Consider the following 17854-nt stretch of genomic DNA (forward strand, 5'->3'; position numbering starts at 1 on the left):
AGGTCTCCGTGCTGATGGTCTTCTTCGTCGATGAACCATCTACCGGAGACCTCACTATTTATCGGTCACCGCCACGCCGAAACTTCCTCACTCCTGCACCCGCAGCCGACTTCGACACAGGCCCTAGCGGCGTGCACTGTGGCGTCGAGGACGAACAGCCGGTACTCCACCAGGAACGTCACGATCTCGCTGACCAGCACTGGAGTGTCGGCGGGGTAGCGCTCGGCACGGGGCAGGCGGGCCGCACTCGACAGCGTGCCGCTGCCGGTAGACAACGGGATCAAATGCGGGTGGCGCTGCACTTTACCGACCTAAAAGTGGCGTTAGACTCGCCGGCCATGGGACTCCTCACCTTCAGCCTCAACCTCACCCTGGACGGTTGCGTCGACCACCAGGAGGGGATCGCCGACGACGAGACGCACGCCTTCTTCACCCGTCTCATGGACGAGGGCGGGGCAATGCTGTGGGGTCGCGTCACCTACGAGATGATGGAGAGCTACTGGCCGGCCGTCGCCCGCGGCGACGAGGAGGCGCCGCCGGCCATGCGCGAGTGGGCGGTCAAGCTGGGGGTCAAACCCAAGTACGTGGTGTCGTCGACGCGCAAGGACTTCCCGTGGACCAACAGCCACCACATCGCCGGCGATCTGCGCGAGGGCGTGCAGAAGCTCAAGGACGCGACCCCGGCCGGGGTCCTCCTCGGAAGCGGCAAGCTCGCGACCGAGCTCGACCGGCTGGACCTGATCGACGAGTACAAGCTGCTCGTCCATCCCAGGATCGCCGGCCACGGCCCGACGCTGTACCAGGGCGGGCTGCCCGGCACGCGCCAGCTCGAGCTGCTCTCGGCGAAGCCGCTCCGCAACGGCGCGGTGGCCATGCACTACCGCCGCGCGCGCTGAATCACAGGAGTCCATCGCCGCCAGCTCACCGGCAGCGCGACGTCCTCCTCGCGCTCGCCAGGCCGTCATCAGGTCGTCGGAGGTCGACCACTCTGAAGGCAGCAAGAAGGCAGCGAACGCGTTGCCTGCCGTCGACAAATCGCGACCGCGGGCGGGGTCGCAGCCGAACTGATAGGCGCGGGATGACAACCGATGACAGCAGACGATGCACCGCAACCGCGTTCGGGACGAAGAGGTCACCTCCCGCGTACAACTGGTCGAACGATCGACGGAATGCCGGCCCCTCTTCATACTTGAGGCGTGCGAAGGCCGCTGGGCGATGGTTGGTCGATCGAGCTGTCCGGTCCTTGGACGCTGGAGCACACCACCGACGGGGTCACAACATGGCGCGTGCCGGGTCGGACAATGCTCGTCGCCCCAGGAGACCAATGGCGGTGCGCCGACGGGGCCGACATCACCGCGTCGCTCGATGTCGCACTTCCGCCGGACCCAACAGGCAAGGTGGCTGAGGGCGGCCGCGACGGGGTCGGTCATCGCGCCGCCTGGCTCTACCGCCAGAACGGCGATGCCAAGTACACCCTCTACGGTTACAACTTCATCGGCGCGATGTACTTGGAGACAGTCTTCATCAGCGCAGACACCACCGACCTCGCTTGGGCGTTCGACGCTTGGCGTTCAGTGACTCGATCGGTTACTTAGCGAGCGCCGGTGTCGGCCCGCGTGTCCGTGCCTACCCGGGCCCCGAGTCAGCAGGAAGTCAGCAAACGCAGTGATGCGCGACCGACACCGACGGGCGAAGACGGCGCGACATCGAGGGCCGACCACAGGGAACGGCACCCGCTAGTACTCGCCGACAACGCCGACCAGGCTCCCCCCGACGGGGGTCAGCGCGAGACGGTCGACGAGTTGATAAGCCCGCCTGTCGGTGCCGCGAAGGGTTACCCGGTGGGGAGCCCGTGGGTACCGTGGGGCACGACGGCGGTCGACAGGCCGGCGACGCATCCCGCGCTACGAGGAGGTTCGGGATGGATCCCATGCCGGGGCTGACCTTTGGGCAGCGACTCAAGGTCTACCGTGAGCGCTCGGGCAAGACCCGCGCTGTGCTCGGGGGGCTAGTAGGCCGTAGCGCCGAGTGGGTCAAGGCCGTGGAGAGCGATCGCATCCTGCCGCCGCGTGTCCACATGCTCGATCGGATCGCCCGCGCCCTCAAGGTCGACGTGTCCGCCTTGATCGGGGAGTTGAGCGATCGATCTGAGGTCGTCAACGGGCCCGAGCATCCAGCACTCGCCTCGGTGCGCGACGCCGTCAACCGCTTCGCGTTGTCCGACGACATGTCACCGCAGCCGCTACAGCAGATCAAGTGCCGGCTCGCCGCAGCCTGGCGCGCCCGTCATCAGGCGTCAGACCATCGAACGGTGCTCGGCGCTCTGCTGCCGGATTTGGTCCGGGACGCTCAGCGTGCCGCGCTGACGTATGAGGGTGACGAGCGTCGTCAGGCTCAGGCGCTGCTTGCCGAAGTGCTCGGCCTGGCCCAGATGTTCCTTGCTTACCAGCCTGCCGCCGAGTTGCTGTGGCGCGTAGCTGACCGCGCGATGGTGGTTGCGCAGGAGTCGGGAGATCCGGAGGCGTTGGCCTGCGCGGGATGGTTCCTGTGCCAGGTTCACCGGGACGCCGGGGACTGGGACACGGGTATGGCGGTGACCCTCGACGTGGTCTCGGCGCTCAAACCCCGAACGACCGACGCGAACCCGAACCTGCTCGCTCTCTGGGGCGCCCTGAACTTTGAAGCTGCCTATACCGCCGCTCGGGCTGGTGAGGAGGGTCGCGCCTGGCGGTACTGGGACCGTGCGGACCGGGTGGCGCAGCGGCTGCCGGAGAACTTCTACCAGCCGCAGACTTCGTTCTCGCGGGTCATCATGGGCGCCCACGCCGTGACCGTCGCCGTCGAGCTTCAGAAGTCCGGTGAGGCGGTGCGACAGGCCAATCGCCTTGACCCGGCGGCGATCCCATCGAAACCGCGCCGTGCCCGGCACCTGATCGAGGTGGCCCGCGGCCACTACGGCAAGGGCGACAACGACGCCACTGTGGCGACTCTTCGTCAGGCATACGAGTCCGCGCCGGAGACGATTCGCTTCAACGGCTACGCCAGGCAGATCACCCTCGATCTACTGGACGGACCGCGCTCTTTGCGAGGCGATGTGCATGACCTCGCGCTGAAGGTCGGCCTCGTCGCCTGATCAAGGGGTACGAACCCTACCCATTCACCCCGACCACGCTGCGTACGTTCCTCCTCACGGGATGCGGCGGGCGGTGTGGATTGGCCTGGTCGCCGCGTCCCTCTCAACTCGGGGGCGAGACAGCGTGCCCTCGTGACTGACGAGGGAGATCCGGTGCGGCGCGTCTCGTACGAGGAGTACCTGCTCGCCGCCGCCATGACCCTCGCGCGGCGGCATCGGCCCGTCTGGTCTTGGCGGCGATGGCGGCGGGTTTGCCGCTGCGGAGCCGACCTGCCGTGTCATGCCCGGCACCGGATCCCGATCAACCGAGGCCACTGGCCCGGGGAGGGGGAGCAGTGAACGACCGCCAGGAGCAGACGATCCTCGCGGTGCACGTCCGAGGACTCGACGGCATGTGCGCTGGCTGCCGCGCGTGGTGGTCGCGGCTGGCTCCGTACCCGTGTTGGCAGGTGAACTGGGCGACCAGCCGGCAGGCCCGAACGATCACCGCGCGCTTCCTTGGAGGCCAGGAGTGACCACCCACGGCCCGGTCATGCCGATCTGGAGCTGCGGCGGCTGCGACCTGCCCTGGCCCTGCCCGACCCGGAAGCGTGAGCTGCGGGCGGAGTACGCAGACGCCCCCGTGTCGTTGGCCCTCTACCTCGGCTCCTACCTCGTCCAGGCCGCCGAAGACATGCCCTGCATGCCGGCCGGCGCGTTGCACCACCGCTTCCTCGGCTGGACCCGGGAGGCTGACCGATCGACGCCAGCAGTACAGCAACGAAGTACAGCAACCGTGCCAGCCGAACCGAGCCGAGAAGCTCCTCAGCAGGCCGTCTGACCTCGTATCAAGCCCGACCCGACCCCCTTGCCGAGAGTTCACACCGAAGAGGTCACTGGTTCGATCCCAGTATTGCCCACCATAGATATGAGCAGGTAGGAAGCCCGTCGCCGGTTCGGCCGGTAACGGGCTTCCGCGCTGTTGTCCCTTAAATTGGGAGCAGATTGGGAGCACCGCGTCCGGCTCTGGTGTCCGACCGCCGTGGACCGACCGGCGGCGGTAATCGGTTACCGGTGGTCCAGAGACCGGCCTGCCGGCTGATTGAGGAGATGGACGTACCGGTACCGGCATCCGCGTCGCCGCACACCTCGTGTCACCGAGGATCGTCCCGCTGAACGTTTCAGTGCGCAGACATCGTGCTGCCACGCCGGTAACCCCAACCCAGGGCAGCCGACCGCCGGCACCGCCGGAAAGGATCTTGGTGAGCCTGCCGGGGCTCGGCTGGGGTTGCCGCCAGCGCGGATCTGCCAACGGCCGTTCCGTCTCGGCCAGCAAGCTGGGCATGGATCAGCTCCCATGGGAGGATTCCCCAGGGGTCCGGGAAGAGGGTTCCGTGGGGTTCGATTTCGGTCGGCTTTCGACCGGCAACGCGATCAACAAGATCACCGATCCGGCGGCGTTGTTCGACGCGCTGCCGAACAAGGCCGGCGGGTACGTGTATCTGCGGGCGGTACAGAAGACGGTTCTGGACGCCTGGTCGGCTGTGCGGGACCGGCGTGACGTGGTCATCAAGACCAACACCGGCGGCGGGAAGACAGTGCTGATCCTGCAGTGCTGCCTGCATGAGAAGAAGGGTCCGGCGCTGTTCTGGCCCCGGACCCGCACCTGGCGGCGCGGGTGCGTGAGGAAGCGGTCCGACTGGGCATGGCCGTGGTCGATGATCCGGAGGCGGTGAAGTTTCTCTCCGGTGAGGCGATCTGCGTGACCACTATGAACATACTGGTCAACGGCAGGATCCGGTTCGGGCTGTCGATGCCCGGCATGCGCCAGCCGATCACAATGGGATCGATTGTCATCGACGATGTGCACGCGGCGCTGGCGTCGGCGGAGGAGAAGACCCGCCTGCACATCCCACGGGGCCATCCAGCGTACGAGCGACTGGTGGACCTGTTCACGGAGGAACTCAAGTCGCAGGACCTCAACGGCTTCCTGGGCATTGAGACCGCAGACCCGAGTGCAGTCGTGCCGGTGCCGTTCTGGGGTTGGCAAGACAAGCACGAGACTGTCATGAAGACGCTGGCCGACGACAGCGTCCTGGTCACCCACTTCGACGCCGACCCGGAAGGTGTCGGCAAGTCGATCGTTCCGGAGAGCGCTGCGGACTTCGGCGACCGGCTGGTGCTGGCCCCGCAGGAGCTGAACCCTGACATCGGTCACGAGCAGGTACGGGCGCTGGCTCATCAGATCGCCAAGACGCACAACGTAGTGGTACTGGTGCCTTCCCATCCAAAGTCTCGCGAGTGGGCGGCGGAGGCGAACTTGACCGGCGTGGGTCGAGCACCCCGCCGGAGACCTCGGGCAGCAGCGGCAGGTACAGGAAGTAGTCGGTCCGGTTGACCAGCACCACGTCGGCGGCACCGCGCGCGACCCGGCCCAGGCGGCGGGCGGCGTGGAAGCCGGCCAATCCCGCGCCGACGATCACGATCCTGGGTCGGGCCATGACGGCGCGGTGCAGGTCCGCGGCGCCCGCTGAACGCCCACAGAGGTGACGTGGTGTGGCGATGGACCAGCCCGGGTAGGAGCGGCGAATGAGCGGCTGGTGGAAGCTGTTCGTTCCCGACACACCGCTGTGGGAGATAGCGCTGCGGGGCAGCGTGATCTACCTGACGATCTTCTTCCTCCTGCGCGTGCTGCTCAAGCGGGAGAGCGGCAGCACCGGCGTCACGGATCTGCTGGTCATCGTGCTGGTCATCGTGCTGATCGCCGACGCCGCGCAGAATGCGATGGCCGACGACTACACGTCCATCGCCGACGGGGTGCTGCTGGTAGCGGTGATCATCGGCTGGGCGTACCTGCTCGACGTGCTCGCCTACCGCTGGCCCGCCGCCGCGCGGATCATCCACCCGTCAGCAGGCCCACGACGCGGGCATCGAGGGCAACTCCAAGATGACCGAGGAGCAGCTCCGCGACGCGCTGCGCAAGGTCGGCAAGGGTGAGCAGCCCCAGATGGCCAAACATGAAGCCAAGCGGTGATGCGCGGTGCCGACACCCGAGAGGGTGCCGGCACCGCCCGCATGTTCTCAGCTGATCGTGGCGAGCAGGTCCCGGCAGGCGCGCTCGCAGGTGCGGCAGGCCTCGGCGCAGATTCGGCAGTGTTCGTGCTTGTCGGCGTGACGGGTGCACTCGTCCCCGCACGACTTGCAGGCGGTGGCGCACGCCTCCAGCAGGGTGCGGCTGATGTTCGCGTCGTAGCCGGTGTGCCGGGACAGCACCCGTGCAGTGGTCGTGCAGATGTCGGCGCAGTCCAGGTTCGTCCGTACGCACTTGGTCAGCTCGGCGACCATGTCCTCGCTCAGGCAGGCGTCCGCGCACGCGGTGCAGGCCTGCGCACAGTCGTTGAGCGCGTCGACCGCCGCCGCCAGCTTCGCGCGATCCAGGTTGATCGACTTCGGGTACGTCTCCAGCATCGGGATCGTGGTGCTCGGCATCAGGCAGTCCTCTCTCGCGGTTCCCTCTGCCCTACCCGAGGACTCACGACACACACCGCGTGGACCTCGGGCGGCATGGCGGGACGACCAGCGGGTAGGGCATTGCACATGGCCGAGCCGATCCGAGGTGTTCCGTCAGGCGAGAGCCGCCGGGCAGGATGATGACGGGCCATACGGCCCGGGAGGAGGGCGCGCGCCTGGCCCGGCAGGAGAAGGAGAACGACGCCCGGCTCAACGGTCTCGCCGGCCGGTTGGACAAGCCGATGGGCGTACTCGGCATCCTGTTCTTGCTGTTGGTGCTCGGCCAGGCCGTCGCCCGCGACCAGCCGCTGGCCGGCGTGCTGACCGTCGCCAGCTGGGTGCTGTGGGCCGTGTTCGGCGCCGAGTTCGCGTTGCGTGCCTGGCTGGCCCGCCATTGCGCCCGCGAGTTCTGAAAGCGCAACTGGTGGCAGGTGATCTTCCTCGCCGTACCCTTTCTGCGATTCGCCCGCGCTGCCACCGCGCTGCGCGCCGCGCGCGGCACCGGCGTGGTCGCCGCCGCCGTCCGCGGCTCCCGATCGGCGGGCCGGCTGCTGACCGACCGGCTGGCCTGGCTCGCCGTGGTCACGGTGACGATCATCCTCGCCGCCGGGCAACTCCTGGTCGTCACCGGCTCCTACCCGACGTACGGGCGGGCCCTGCACGACGTCGCGCTGACCACCATCACCGGCGAGCCGCTCGCCGCCACCGACACCTTCTCGCAGGTTCTCGAACTGGTCCTCGCCGCGTACTCCGTGGTGGTCTTCGGCACCCTCGCCGGCGCGCTCGGCGCGTTCTTCCTCAGCCGGCAGCGGGACGAGGAGCAGGCAGGAAGATCGGCTGCCGAGGCCGAGCAGTGAGCAGCGTCCGGGCCGCGGCTCTCCCGAGGCGGACACTCGGGTCAGCGCGGCAGGGACGCCCCTTACGCCCACATCAGCCGCCGGCGGAAAGTGGCGAGCGCGCTGAAGGTCACCGACCCGCGGTCGTGGTCGACCGCCGACTGGGCCACCGATGACCGAGCGACCTGCCTTACCAGCCGGCGCGACACCAGCGTGCAGTAGTACAGGCGGGAGCCATCGGCGGCGACGGGGTGGCGTCGCAACCCATACTCACCGGTTTCGGCTCGCCGTCGGCCGGGCGCTCCAGGAACGGCCGGCCCTCGACCACCGGACGGAACTTCGCCAGCGGCTTCGCCTTCGTCGACGGGTGCTCGTGCAGCCGGCGCCAGGACGCGCCGGTGGCCAGGTCGACCACAATGATGTCGAGCACCCACAGCCGGTCAGCCGGGTCGACCACGATCTCTGCACCGACACGAACGCCTGCTCGTCGTCGTCGGCCGACGGGCTGTTCCACGCCTGGTCCGGAAACGGCACCTCGGCGCCGTCGCGCAGATCGACGACCGTGGCGGGTACCTCGTCGCCCCACTTGGAAAGTTGGCGAAGTTCCGGCCGGTGTGCGACACGCTCATGCGTGTGCACCACCCCCCAGCTCACCGATCCGGCTCCCCGCCCACGAGGGACGTCACCGCAGCGCCTTCAGCGTGACGGGCGGTGACCGCGCCGTAAGCCGGGTGCGGGACGAAATCGGTGGGCCGTCACCTGACGGGAAAGACCTTCGAAGGGAGCGAGGTCAGTCTGCTGGCGGGGCGGGAATCTGCCACAGGGCACTGACTGGCATGGCGCGGAGTCTGTCGCCGAACGGCAGGGTGGAGGTTCCGGTGTAGAGGACGATGCCGGCGATGAAATCGTCGCCGAGGCGGTCGGCGAGTCGGCGTAGCCCGCGAAAGTCGTCGGGTCCGACGGTGGTGGCTGCTTTGACTTCGATCCCAACGACATGCCCGGATCTGTTCTCGAGCACCGCGTCTACTTCGTACCTGCTCTGGTCGCGGTAGTGGGACAGATCGACGAACTGCTCGGACCAGGTGAGCTGGCGGGACAGCTCGGACAGGACGAATGATTCGAGCAGTGGGCCGAACGGTGCGCCCGGCCGGAGCAGTGCCCGGGCGTCGGTCGCGATCTCGTTGGCGGCGATGCCCGAGTCGACGAAGATCAGTTTCGGCGCGGCAGTGGCGCGGGTGCCCAGGTTGCGGGACCAGCCGGGGATCCGTTTGACCAGGAAGATCTCTTCCAGGGCCTGGAGATAGCGTGCGATCGTTGGCCGGCTCAGTCCGAGTGCGGATTCGAGGGAGTTGGCGGCGATGATGGTCGCGGATCTGGCCGCGAGCAGGCGTACGAGCTTGCGTAGCTCGCCCTTGTGCTGAATGTCGGAGAGCTGCCGCACATCGCGATCGATGAGGGCTTGGATGTACGCGTCGAGGAACCGTTGGCGGCGGCGCGGGTCGGCGCGGGTGGTGGCTTCGGGCAGGCCGCCTCGTACGATTCTGGCCGCGTAGTCGGCGCGGGTCACGTCCGAATCGTGTCGAAGTTCGGGGCCGAGTGCGAAGATGGCGTCGACGAATCCGTCCGGCTCGCCGTCGAGTTCGCCTTGTGAGAACGGCCAGAGTTCGACGGTTTCCATTCGGCCGGGCAGCGCGTCTGGGGCGGCCACCATGCCGAACAGCCGCGATGATCCGGTGAGCAGGTACCGGCCGGGACGAGGGTCCTCGTCGACGGCTGCCTTGATGGCCAGCAGCAGCTCCGGAGCGCGCTGGATCTCGTCAATGACCAGGAGCTCGGTGGAGTCCACGAAGCCGACCGGGTCGGCGATCGCCGCGGCCCGGTCCTGTGCCCGGTCGAGATCGCGGCGCTCGGCGAGCCGGTCGCCGGCGACGATGCGTACCAGGGTGCTCTTGCCTGCTTGGCGTGCTCCGCTGATCAGAACGACGCGGGTGTCGACCAGGGCTGCGTTGACCTGCGCGGCGGCGCGGCGTGGAATCAGGTGCGGTGTGGGCACATCTCATGATAGCCGCGGAGGGTTTCGATTTGCGGCGGTCTTCGCTTTCGATTTGCGGCAGAGTTGTGTTCGGTCTGCGGGGTGATTGGTGTTCGGTCTGCGGCGCCACCTTATGAAGATCGGACTCGTCTCCCGTGCGACGTGAAACCGACGCCGTAGCGTTGTCGTCGCCATCGTCGGACCGTCACCTGGCTGCGGCCGTACGCAGGTCGGCGATGAGTCGTCGAGCATGCGTTCCTCCATCAACGCTCGGCCGGTGCGCCGCATCGACTCGCCCCAGCGATTCGTCCCGCGGCGTACCGAGCAGGGCCGTGCCGGTGCCCGCCGCAGCCACCCGCAGGCCGCTCCACCCTGCCTGCCCGGATCAACCGGAGTCACATGGAGACTCCTACCACGCTGCTCCGTCCGCGTCCGCACAGGCTGATGATCTGCGGATTTCGGTTTTCTGCCGGTGTGTCCCGGCCGCGACGGGGTGTCGCTGTGATCGCTTGCTGAAGATCAGCTAGGTGGCGCTGGTCCTGTTCACGTGGCGGATAGAAGCCGCCTGGTTGCCCCCGGAATGCCTCGATCTCGGCTCGATACTTGTGGGTCGACGCCTTAGTTGCCTTTTGTGGCCATCGGTGTGGTGTCCCGGGGGCGGGCGCCGTCCTGGCGGGGAGTGAGTAGGACGCGGCGGCCTGTTCGACGATGATGCGGCCGCCAAGCTCCCGCACCCCGAATTACGGATGCCCTGTTCGTGAGCTGCCGAGAGCGGCGGTGTTCAGGTGTTGGGGCGGCCGTGGTGGTCGAGTTTGGCGCGGAGGGTGTCGGCGAAGCCTTCGGCCGTGGCGAGTTGGTCGCGGAGGGCGGTGACGCGGGTGGTAGCGGTGGTGTGGAACATGTCGAGCCGGTCGAGCAGGGCGGCCCGGTCGGTGCCGGTGGCGGTTTCGAGCGCGTCGAGGACGGCGAGGAGGTCGCGCATCTCGTTGAGGGTGAAGCCGAGGGGCTTCATGCGTTTGACGACCGCGAGGCGGTCGAGGTCGGGTTCGGTGTAGAGGCGGAAGCCGCCCTCGCTGCGTGCGGAGGGGACGATCAGGCCGGCTTCCTCGTAGTGGCGGATGGTGCGGATGCTCAACCCGATCCGTTCGGCGGCTTCGCCGATCTGCATGAGGCGGTCGGCGACCGGGCCGGAGGCGTGCTGCTCCGGCCCGGCGCCGCGGCTGGCGGCGGCCATCAGTGGCCGACGCCGAGCTGGCCGGCGAGGGTGTCGTGGATGCGGGCGCTGGGCGTGTTCAGCTCGACGATCTCGACGGTCTTGCCGCGGGTGGCGTACTTGGTGGTGATGGCGTCGAGGGCGGCGACGGAGGAGGCGTCCCAGACGTGGGCGTGGGTCATGTCGATGACCACGGTGTCGGGGTCGTTCGCGTAGTCGAACTGGCCGACGAGGTCGTTGCTGGAGGCGAAGAACAGCTCCCCGTGCACGGAGTAGATGCGGGTGGTGCCGTCGGGGTCCAGGACGCTGGTGACCTCGACGAGGTGGGCGACCCGCCGGGCGAAGATCACCATGGCGGTGAGGACGCCGGCGACGACACCGATGGCGAGGTTGTGGGTGGCCAGGGTGGTGGCGACGGTGGCGAGCATGACGATGGTCTCGCCGTAAGGCATCCGCTTGAGCGTCTTCGGGGCGACGGAGTGCCAGTCGAACGTCGACACCGCCACGATGATCATCACGGCGACCAGGGCGGCCATCGGGATAACCGCGACCACGTCACCGAGCGCGACGACCAGGATCAGCAGGAACACGCCGGCCAGGAAGGTCGACAGGCGGGTGCGAGCGCCGGACGCCTTCACGTTGATCATCGTCTGGCCGATCATGGCGCAGCCGCCCATGCCGCCGAAGAACCCGGTGACGATGTTGGCCACGCCCTGTCCCCAGGACTCGCGGGTCTTGCTGGACGGGGTGTCGGTGATGTCGTCGACCAGCTTGGCGGTCATCAGCGATTCCATCAGCCCGACCAGCGCGATCCCGAGGGCGTAGGGAGCGATCAAGGTGAGGGTGTCCATGGTCCAGGGGATCTGCGGCAGCCCCAAGGTGGGCAAGCTGTCCGGCAGCGCGCCCTCGTCGCCTACGGTCGGCACCGCCACGTGCACGGCCACCGTGACCACGGTCAGCACCACGATCGCGACCAGCGGCGCCGGGATGGCGCGGGTGAGCCGGGGGAGTCCCACCATGATCGCCAGCGCGACGGCGACGAGCGGATAGACCAGCCACGGCACGCCGAGCAGGTGCGGCACCTGGGCGGCGAAGATCAGGATTGCCAGGGCGTTGACGAAGCCGACCATGACGCTGCGCGGGATGAACCGCATCAGCTTCGCCACCCCGAGCACCGCGAGAAGGATCTGGATCGCGCCGCCGAGGATCACCGCCGCGATGAGGTAGTCCAGGCCGTGCTCCTTCGCCAGCGGTGCAACCACCAGGGCGATCGCGCCGGTCGCGGCGGAGATCATCGCCGGTCGGCCGCCGCAGACCGCGATGGTCACGGCCATGGTGAACGAGGCGAACAGCCCGACCCGAGGATCGACCCCGGCCAGGATCGAGAAGGAGATCGCCTCCGGGATCAGCGCCAGGGCGACGACCAGGCCGGCGAGGACCTCGGTGCGGAACACCTTCGGTGACAGCCAGGAGGGGCGGGACACGCGCGGCCGGGAGACCGCGGACAGCACAGAAGACATACAGCCATTTCCACTCGGGCGCCTTGCGGACGCGGATAGTTCCAGCCCTCGAATCGGGGCAGCCCAGCTACTCACAGATCGGCGACAGCCGGTTGAACGCCCCGAGGGCGGCATCGCCCGGAGGCGTCACGTCCGCCGCAGGAGGCCCTCGGCCTCACCTCGACGACCGGCACAGAACCTACCCTTCCGTCAGGGGAGAGTCCGCCGAACGTGGTGATCATCACCGTGCCGCTTCTGGCTTCCGGCAACTTCCGTAAAGCGTCGGCGGAAAGTTCCTCACGGCGATGCCGGACGTTCGATCCGCTTCCTGCGGCAGAACCTCGGTGACCAAAACTGATGTGTCGCCGGGTTTCGACAATGCCATTGCTGCCCGTGGCTGAGCAGCGGCCAGTGCCCGCACTGCTCTTTTCCGCAAGCGTCTCGGCCTAGGGGTGGCTGCGTCGGCGTCGTAGGGCGAGCTTTCGCAACTCCTCGGCCCACAGGACGAAGCTCGCCATGCCGGCGCAGAGTGCCCACTGGCCGGTCGTCAACGGCGTGGTTTCGAAGGCCTCGTTGAGCAGCGGCAGATGGATGACGGCCACCTGGAGCAGCAACGAGACGGTGACGGCTACCCACAACAGGGGGTTGGTGAACAGGTTGCGGAAGGCGCTCGTCCGCTCCGAGCGGGCGTTGAAGCAGTTGAACAGCTGAGCGAGCACCAACGTGGTGAAGGCGGCGGCACGGGCTTCAGTCGGGTCCGCGGACCCTTCGATCAGCCCGCCGGGCAGTTGGATGTCGAAGGTCAGGAGGGTCACCACGGCCATGATCAGCCCGACGAAGCCGACCATCCGCCACATCTCCGCATCGATCACCCGGTCGGTGAGCCGGCGGGGCGGTCGGCGCATGATGTCGCCTGGTGGCGGGTCGACGCCTATGGCCAGCGCCGGTCCGGTGTCGGTGAGCAGGTTGATCCACAGGATGTGCGTCGCAAGCAGCGGAACCGCGATGCCTTCGCCCTGATCGAGGCCGATGACACCGGCGAGCACGACGCCGAGGAACATCGTGAGTACCTCGCCGATGTTTGAGGACAGCAGGTAGCGGAGGAAAGAGCGGATGTTCGCGAAGATTCCGCGCCCCTCCCGGACGGCCCGCACAATCGTGGCGAAGTTGTCGTCGGCGAGGATCATGTTCGCCGCTTCCTTGGTGACGTCGGTGCCGGTACGGCCCATGGCGATGCCGATGTCGGCCGTCTTGAGGGCGGGGGCGTCGTTCACTCCGTCCCCCGTCACGGCCACGATGTTGCCGTTGGCTTGGATGGCGTCGACGAGCCGTAGTTTGTGTTCCGGCGCTACCCGGGCATAGACGGACCGGTCGCGGGAGGCGCGACGTAAGCCATCGTCGTCGAGGCCAGCCAGTTCGGTGCCGGTCATGGCGGGCTGGTCGTCGGCGACGATGCCGAGCTCGGTGGCGATACGGGCTGCGGTGCGGGGATGGTCGCCGGTGATCATGACCACCCGCATCTTCGCTCGACGCGTCTCGGCGATGGCGTCACGCACCTCGGGCCTGGGCGGGTCGATCATCCCGACCACGCCCGCGTAGATCAGATCCTGTTCCAGCGCCTCCGGTTCGGCAGGCGCCTTCGTCACATTGAGCGGTCGGTAGGCGACAGCGAGGGGCCGTAGCGCTTGGTCCGCCAGCCGTTCCACGACGGCGTGGATCTGACGGCGGCGCTCCTCTGTGAGGGGCCGTTCCTGTCCCGCGACCCGCTCCCGGGTGCAGCGGGCCAGGAGTACGTCCGGCGCTCCCTTGGTCACCACCGTCAGGCGACCGTCACGTTCCGCGTCGGCCTCGATGCTGCTCATCAACTTGCGCTCGGAGCTGAACGGCACCTCGGCTATGCGGTGGAACCGCCTGCTGCGTACGGTGCTCAGGTCGGGCACCTTGCGCTCGGCCACGAGGAACGCCACGTCCGTCGGATCCCCGCGCACCGCCCATGCCCCGTCCTGCGAGGTGATGGCCGCGTCGTTGGCCAGGCTGCCGCCGGCGAGCACGAGACGGAGCTCGTCCAGCAGGTGTTCGTCCTGGAGTGGCCGTCCGTCGACGGCCACCTCGCCCTCCGGCGTGTATCCGGTGCCGGTCAGCTCGGCCTCACCGGAGGCGGTGACGACTCGGCGAACTGTCATCTGGTTCTGGGTGAGGGTGCCGGTCTTGTCCGAGCAGATGACGGAGGCCGAGCCGAGGGTCTCGACGGACGACAAGTTCTTGATGATCGCCCGGTGCTTGGCCATGCGCTGGACGCCGAGGGCGAGGACGACGGAGAGGATGGCGGGCAGGCCTTCCGGTACGGCGGCGACGGCGAGCGACACCCCGACGAGGAGCACGTCGACGACATCACCGGCACCGCGGATGTCCGCGGTCAACAAGATCGCGCCCACCACGATCAGCGCGATCACGATCACGGACTGGCCGAGGATACGACCGACTCGCGCGACCTCCCGCTGTAGCGGGCTGCGCTCCTCCTCGGTCTCGGCCAGCAGTTGAGCCACCCGGCCCATCTCCGTGGCCATGCCGGTGGCGGTCACCACCGCCCGACCGCGCCCCCGGGTCACCGACGTGCCGTTGAACACCATGTTGACCCGGTCGGCGACGCCAACCGGTTCGGACAGCGCAATGCTCTCCTTTAGTACGGGCTCGCTCTCGCCGGTGAGAGCGGCCTCGGCAACCTGCAGCGAGGCAGCCTCGACGAGCCGGCCGTCCGCGCTCACCGCCTCGCCTTCGGCCAGGATCAGCACGTCCCCAGGCACCAGTTCGTTGGCGGGAACTTCCGCTGCCGCTCCGTCACGTAGCACGGTCGAGGTTGGCGCGGCCATGCGCTGCAGGGCGGCCACCGCGGCCTCGGCCCTGGCCTCCTGCGCAAAGCCGAGTACGGCGTTCGCGACGAGGATGATCGCGATCACCAGGGCCTCGAACGGCAGGCCAATCCTGCCCTCCACCACCCACGCCACCAGAGAGACCACCACCGCGCCGAGCAGCAGGTAGACCACCGGGTCGGCGAACTGGCGGAGCAGTTTGCGCCACGCGGGCACCCGCGCCTGCGGCTCGAGCTCGTTCGGTCCCCACCGGCGCAGGCGACCTGCCGCCTCCTCCGCCGTCAGCCCCCGATCCGGATCGGTGCCCAGACGCGTGGCGACCTCCGCCACGTCCAGCAGCGAGGGATCCCCGTCAAGCCCGGACCCGCCCGCCACACCACCATTCTTCTGCGCCTGCGATGTCAACCGCAGCGGTAAGGGGAAGTTCCCCCACTTTCTGATGATCTCGAGCCGAAGGATCTTTAGTCGGCCGCCCTGCCGACCTTGTTGCCTCGCGAACCCGTCACCGCGACAGTGGCCTCGAGGGCTGGCCCTGGTGGCTGCCGCTGCGGCTGGCACCCATTGACTCCAACGCCTTCTGACCCAAGACGCGTCGCGCGTGAGCCGGGAGTCGGCGTTCCGCTGCCGGTGGAGCGGTTCATGGCCACTAACAGGCCGTCGCTCATCAGACGCGGAACTCGTTCGTCCACGTCACCCAACAGGTCTCTGAGCCGTGGGTCCGCCCTCTGGTCGGATCTCGCCGATCGCAACAGTAGGTGCCGGTGTGCCGGGAAGACTGTTCCTCATTGACCCTGCCCGGAGGTGCCGCATGCCGACTCCGCCGGCCAAGCCGCCGATTGAACTGGTCGGACGAGGGACCTGGCCCGAGGTACGCCGCATCGGAGCGATCCTGCGTACCGAAACGGTCGGCGGTGCGCTCCTGCTGGTTGCGGCGATCCTCGCCATCATCTGGGCCAACACCCCCTGGCGCGACACCTACCACCAACTGCGTGAGTTCCAGGTCGGCCCGGCCAGTCTGCACCTGGACCTGACCCTCGGGCAGTGGGCGGCCGAAGGCCTGCTCGCGATCTTCTTCTTCGTCGCCGGCCTGGAACTCAAGCGGGAGTTCATCGCCGGCGACCTGCGCGATGTCCGGCTGGCGGTGCTGCCGATCGCCGCCGCGCTCGGCGGGATGTCGCTCCCCGCGCTGATCTACCTGGCGATCAACGCCAGGTTCGATGACGGAGCGCTGGTTGGCTGGGCGATCCCGACCGCCACCGACATCGCCTTCGCGCTGGCCGTGCTCGCCGTGATCAGCACCCACCTGCCTGCCGCGCTGCGCACCTTCCTGCTGACCCTCGCGGTCGTCGACGACCTCTTCGCGATCGTGATCATCGCCGTCTTCTACACCGATACGCTGCACCCGATACCGCTGCTGCTGGCGCTGCCCCCACTCGCCCTCTTCGGAGCGCTGGTACAGCGCCGAGTCGGCTCCTGGTGGCTGCTACTCCCGCTCGCCGTGGCCACCTGGGCCCTGGTCCACGCCTCTGGGGTGCACGCTACCGTGGCCGGGGTGCTGCTCGCCTTCACGGTTCCAGTGGCCCGCCGCGCCGAAGGTTTCGGTACCGGACCGGCGACGTACTTCGAGCACCGCCTCCGGCCATTATCCGCGGGCGTCGCGGTGCCGATCTTCGCCTTCTTCTCCGCGGGAGTCACCATCGCTGGCGGGAGTGGACTCGCCCGAAGCCTCGGCGACCCGGTCGCCCTCGGGATCACCGCCGGCCTGGTGCTGGGAAAGACCATCGGCGTGCTGGGCGCCACCTGGCTGGTGCAGCGGTTCACCCACGCCCGGCTCGCCGAGGGGCTGAGGTGGTGGGACATGCTCGGGCTCGCCATGCTGGCCGGCATCGGATTCACCGTCTCGCTGCTCATCGGGGAACTCGCGTTCGGTGCCGGCTCCGAACGGGATGAACACGCCAAGATCGGGGTGCTGACCGGCTCCCTGCTCTCCGCATTGCTGGCCGCGATTCTGTTACGCATGCGAAACCGGCGCTACCAGGAGATCTGCGCGCTCGAGGAGCGCGACGAACACTGACCGGATACCGGACAGTTGCCGGACCGACAAGCAACGCTAGCCGGCGGATGGCGATGTCACGGCGGCGGCGATGCGCGCGCTGCGTTCGCCGCTAGCCGGATCGGGCGAGACGCAGCCAGCCGGCCCTTGGTAACGGCCGGCGACAGGTCTGTTTCGGAATGCGACCCCCAGGACGGCGAGGCCCGTCGCGACCGACCGGCTGGCAAGCACGGTCAGGAGGCACTCAGGTCTCCACCCGGCAACACGAGGAGGACGAGGCCACGGGGGCGCCACGGAAACAGCTCCGCGTTCCACTGCGCGACCGACCCCTGATAGTGAACGGCGATCTTGCCGTACGGCATCGGCTTGAGCGCCTCTGCCGGATTGAGTGCCAGCCGAATGTCGACACCATGATCATCACGGCGCGCAGGAATCCGCCTGCGGTGGGCAGCATGCCTATGGTGGCCTCGGTGCGGCGCGCCAGGCCGAGCGCGAGGGTGGCGGCGGCGCGCCGCGACGGGGACGGATCGCCACTTCGGTTCGCTTTGGCTGACCGGGCGAGCTGCGGACGGGTAGTGCGCGGAGGAGCAGGCGACGGCCAGCTAATGGTGTCCGGTTGTCCCGGGCCCGCCGGTCAGGTCACCGAGTTGGTGACGTGGGACAAATCCACCACCGGTGTCCGGCGCACAAGCCGGGGCGCACAACCGATGGACCGTTTCTGGGCCTTTC

The 17854-nt window shown here is 68.2% G+C and carries 16 protein-coding genes and 2 pseudogenes; 10 read left to right on the forward strand and 8 right to left on the reverse strand.

Going from position 1 to position 17854, the window contains the following annotated elements; all coding sequences use genetic code 11:
• Positions 1-65: 65 nt before the first annotated feature.
• A complete protein-coding gene (locus tag KBX37_RS36020) occupies positions 66-302 on the reverse strand; it encodes a hypothetical protein (RefSeq protein WP_374103805.1) in 237 nt (78 codons plus the stop codon).
• A 36-nt stretch (positions 303-338) separates the two neighbouring features.
• Between KBX37_RS36020 and KBX37_RS20750 the strand changes: the two genes are divergently transcribed.
• The 6 genes and pseudogenes from KBX37_RS20750 to KBX37_RS20770 all read left to right on the forward strand — a co-directional run bounded on the left by KBX37_RS20750 (position 339) and on the right by KBX37_RS20770 (position 4848).
• On the forward strand, positions 339-896 hold the full coding sequence (locus tag KBX37_RS20750; RefSeq protein WP_210777595.1) for a dihydrofolate reductase family protein: 558 nt from the start codon (positions 339-341) through the stop codon (positions 894-896).
• A gap of 300 nt (positions 897-1196) precedes the next feature.
• Complete coding sequence (locus KBX37_RS20755; RefSeq protein WP_210777596.1) at positions 1197-1595, forward strand: hypothetical protein; 399 nt, start codon at positions 1197-1199, stop codon at positions 1593-1595.
• 326 nt (positions 1596-1921) lie between these two features.
• A complete protein-coding gene (locus KBX37_RS20760) occupies positions 1922-3133 on the forward strand; it encodes a transcriptional regulator (protein WP_210777597.1) in 1212 nt (403 codons plus the stop codon).
• 155 nt (positions 3134-3288) lie between these two features.
• Positions 3289-3648, forward strand: a pseudogene (locus tag KBX37_RS35665) (hypothetical protein); the annotation flags it as partial.
• Positions 3645-3953 (forward strand): hypothetical protein, encoded by a 309-nt coding sequence (locus KBX37_RS20765; protein ID WP_210777598.1) that lies wholly within the window; start codon positions 3645-3647, stop codon positions 3951-3953. The pseudogene KBX37_RS35665 and the gene KBX37_RS20765, both read left to right, overlap by 4 nt.
• Before the next feature lie 421 nt (positions 3954-4374).
• The gene (locus KBX37_RS20770; RefSeq protein WP_210777599.1) at positions 4375-4848 is read left to right on the forward strand and encodes a hypothetical protein; all 474 of its coding nucleotides are present in this window, start codon (positions 4375-4377) and stop codon (positions 4846-4848) included.
• 546 nt (positions 4849-5394) lie between these two features.
• Here the strand turns inward: KBX37_RS20770 and KBX37_RS20780 are convergent.
• Positions 5395-5613 (reverse strand): annotated as a pseudogene (locus KBX37_RS20780) (FAD-dependent oxidoreductase); the annotation flags it as partial.
• A gap of 88 nt (positions 5614-5701) precedes the next feature.
• On the opposite strand from KBX37_RS20780, the gene KBX37_RS20785 reads away from it, so the two are divergent.
• On the forward strand, positions 5702-6109 hold the full coding sequence (locus KBX37_RS20785; RefSeq protein ID WP_247658582.1) for a hypothetical protein: 408 nt from the start codon (positions 5702-5704) through the stop codon (positions 6107-6109).
• Positions 6110-6193: 84 nt separating this feature from the next.
• Here the strand turns inward: KBX37_RS20785 and KBX37_RS20790 are convergent, their stop codons facing one another.
• On the reverse strand, positions 6194-6601 hold the full coding sequence (locus tag KBX37_RS20790) for a four-helix bundle copper-binding protein (RefSeq protein ID WP_210777600.1): 408 nt from the start codon (positions 6599-6601) through the stop codon (positions 6194-6196).
• 161 nt (positions 6602-6762) lie between these two features.
• Between KBX37_RS20790 and KBX37_RS20795 the strand changes: the two genes are divergently transcribed.
• Both KBX37_RS20795 and KBX37_RS20800 read left to right on the forward strand, forming a co-directional pair.
• Entirely contained in the window at positions 6763-7035 is a 273-nt protein-coding gene (locus KBX37_RS20795) for a hypothetical protein (protein WP_210777601.1), read from the forward strand.
• 18 nt (positions 7036-7053) lie between these two features.
• The gene (locus KBX37_RS20800; protein ID WP_210777602.1) at positions 7054-7479 is read left to right on the forward strand and encodes a hypothetical protein; all 426 of its coding nucleotides are present in this window, start codon (positions 7054-7056) and stop codon (positions 7477-7479) included.
• Between the two features lie 169 nt (positions 7480-7648).
• Here KBX37_RS20800 and KBX37_RS20805 read toward each other — a convergent pair whose 3' ends face one another.
• The 5 genes from KBX37_RS20805 to KBX37_RS20825 form a co-directional block, all read right to left on the reverse strand.
• A complete protein-coding gene (locus tag KBX37_RS20805; RefSeq protein ID WP_210777603.1) occupies positions 7649-7915 on the reverse strand; it encodes a hypothetical protein in 267 nt (88 codons plus the stop codon).
• Between the two features lie 333 nt (positions 7916-8248).
• Complete coding sequence (locus KBX37_RS20810) at positions 8249-9511, reverse strand: ATP-binding protein (RefSeq protein ID WP_210777604.1); 1263 nt, start codon at positions 9509-9511, stop codon at positions 8249-8251.
• 760 nt (positions 9512-10271) lie between these two features.
• The gene (locus KBX37_RS20815) at positions 10272-10724 is read right to left on the reverse strand and encodes a MerR family transcriptional regulator (protein ID WP_210777605.1); all 453 of its coding nucleotides are present in this window, start codon (positions 10722-10724) and stop codon (positions 10272-10274) included.
• A complete protein-coding gene (locus KBX37_RS20820) occupies positions 10724-12223 on the reverse strand; it encodes a SulP family inorganic anion transporter (protein WP_210777606.1) in 1500 nt (499 codons plus the stop codon). Before KBX37_RS20820 ends, KBX37_RS20815 begins: the two co-directional genes overlap by 1 nt.
• A gap of 425 nt (positions 12224-12648) precedes the next feature.
• Positions 12649-15402, reverse strand: coding sequence for a cation-translocating P-type ATPase (locus KBX37_RS20825; RefSeq protein ID WP_210777607.1), 2754 nt, complete (start codon positions 15400-15402; stop codon positions 12649-12651).
• A 478-nt stretch (positions 15403-15880) separates the two neighbouring features.
• On the opposite strand from KBX37_RS20825, the gene nhaA reads away from it, so the two are divergent.
• Positions 15881-17146 carry a Na+/H+ antiporter NhaA gene (gene nhaA, locus KBX37_RS20830; RefSeq protein WP_210777608.1) on the forward strand — a complete coding sequence of 422 codons (1266 nt, stop codon included), beginning with the start codon at positions 15881-15883 and terminating at the stop codon, positions 17144-17146.
• Positions 17147-17854 lie beyond the last annotated feature (708 nt).

The sequence above is a fragment of the Micromonospora sp. U56 genome, from assembly GCF_018070095.1.
Classification (GTDB): Bacteria; Actinomycetota; Actinomycetes; order Mycobacteriales; family Micromonosporaceae; genus Micromonospora; species Micromonospora purpureochromogenes.

Coding starts and splice junctions, on each gene's coding strand:
- KBX37_RS20750 (WP_210777595.1), top strand. CDS start 339: ATGGGACTCCTCACCTTCAGCCTCAACCTCACCCTGGACGGTTGCGTC.
- KBX37_RS20760 (WP_210777597.1), top strand. CDS start 1,922: ATGGATCCCATGCCGGGGCTGACCTTTGGGCAGCGACTCAAGGTCTAC.
- KBX37_RS20785 (WP_247658582.1), top strand. CDS start 5,702: ATGAGCGGCTGGTGGAAGCTGTTCGTTCCCGACACACCGCTGTGGGAG.
- KBX37_RS20790 (WP_210777600.1), bottom strand. CDS start 6,601: ATGCCGAGCACCACGATCCCGATGCTGGAGACGTACCCGAAGTCGATC.
- KBX37_RS20795 (WP_210777601.1), top strand. CDS start 6,763: ATGACGGGCCATACGGCCCGGGAGGAGGGCGCGCGCCTGGCCCGGCAG.
- KBX37_RS20815 (WP_210777605.1), bottom strand. CDS start 10,724: ATGGCCGCCGCCAGCCGCGGCGCCGGGCCGGAGCAGCACGCCTCCGGC.
- KBX37_RS20820 (WP_210777606.1), bottom strand. CDS start 12,223: ATGTCTTCTGTGCTGTCCGCGGTCTCCCGGCCGCGCGTGTCCCGCCCC.
- nhaA (WP_210777608.1), top strand. CDS start 15,881: ATGCCGACTCCGCCGGCCAAGCCGCCGATTGAACTGGTCGGACGAGGG.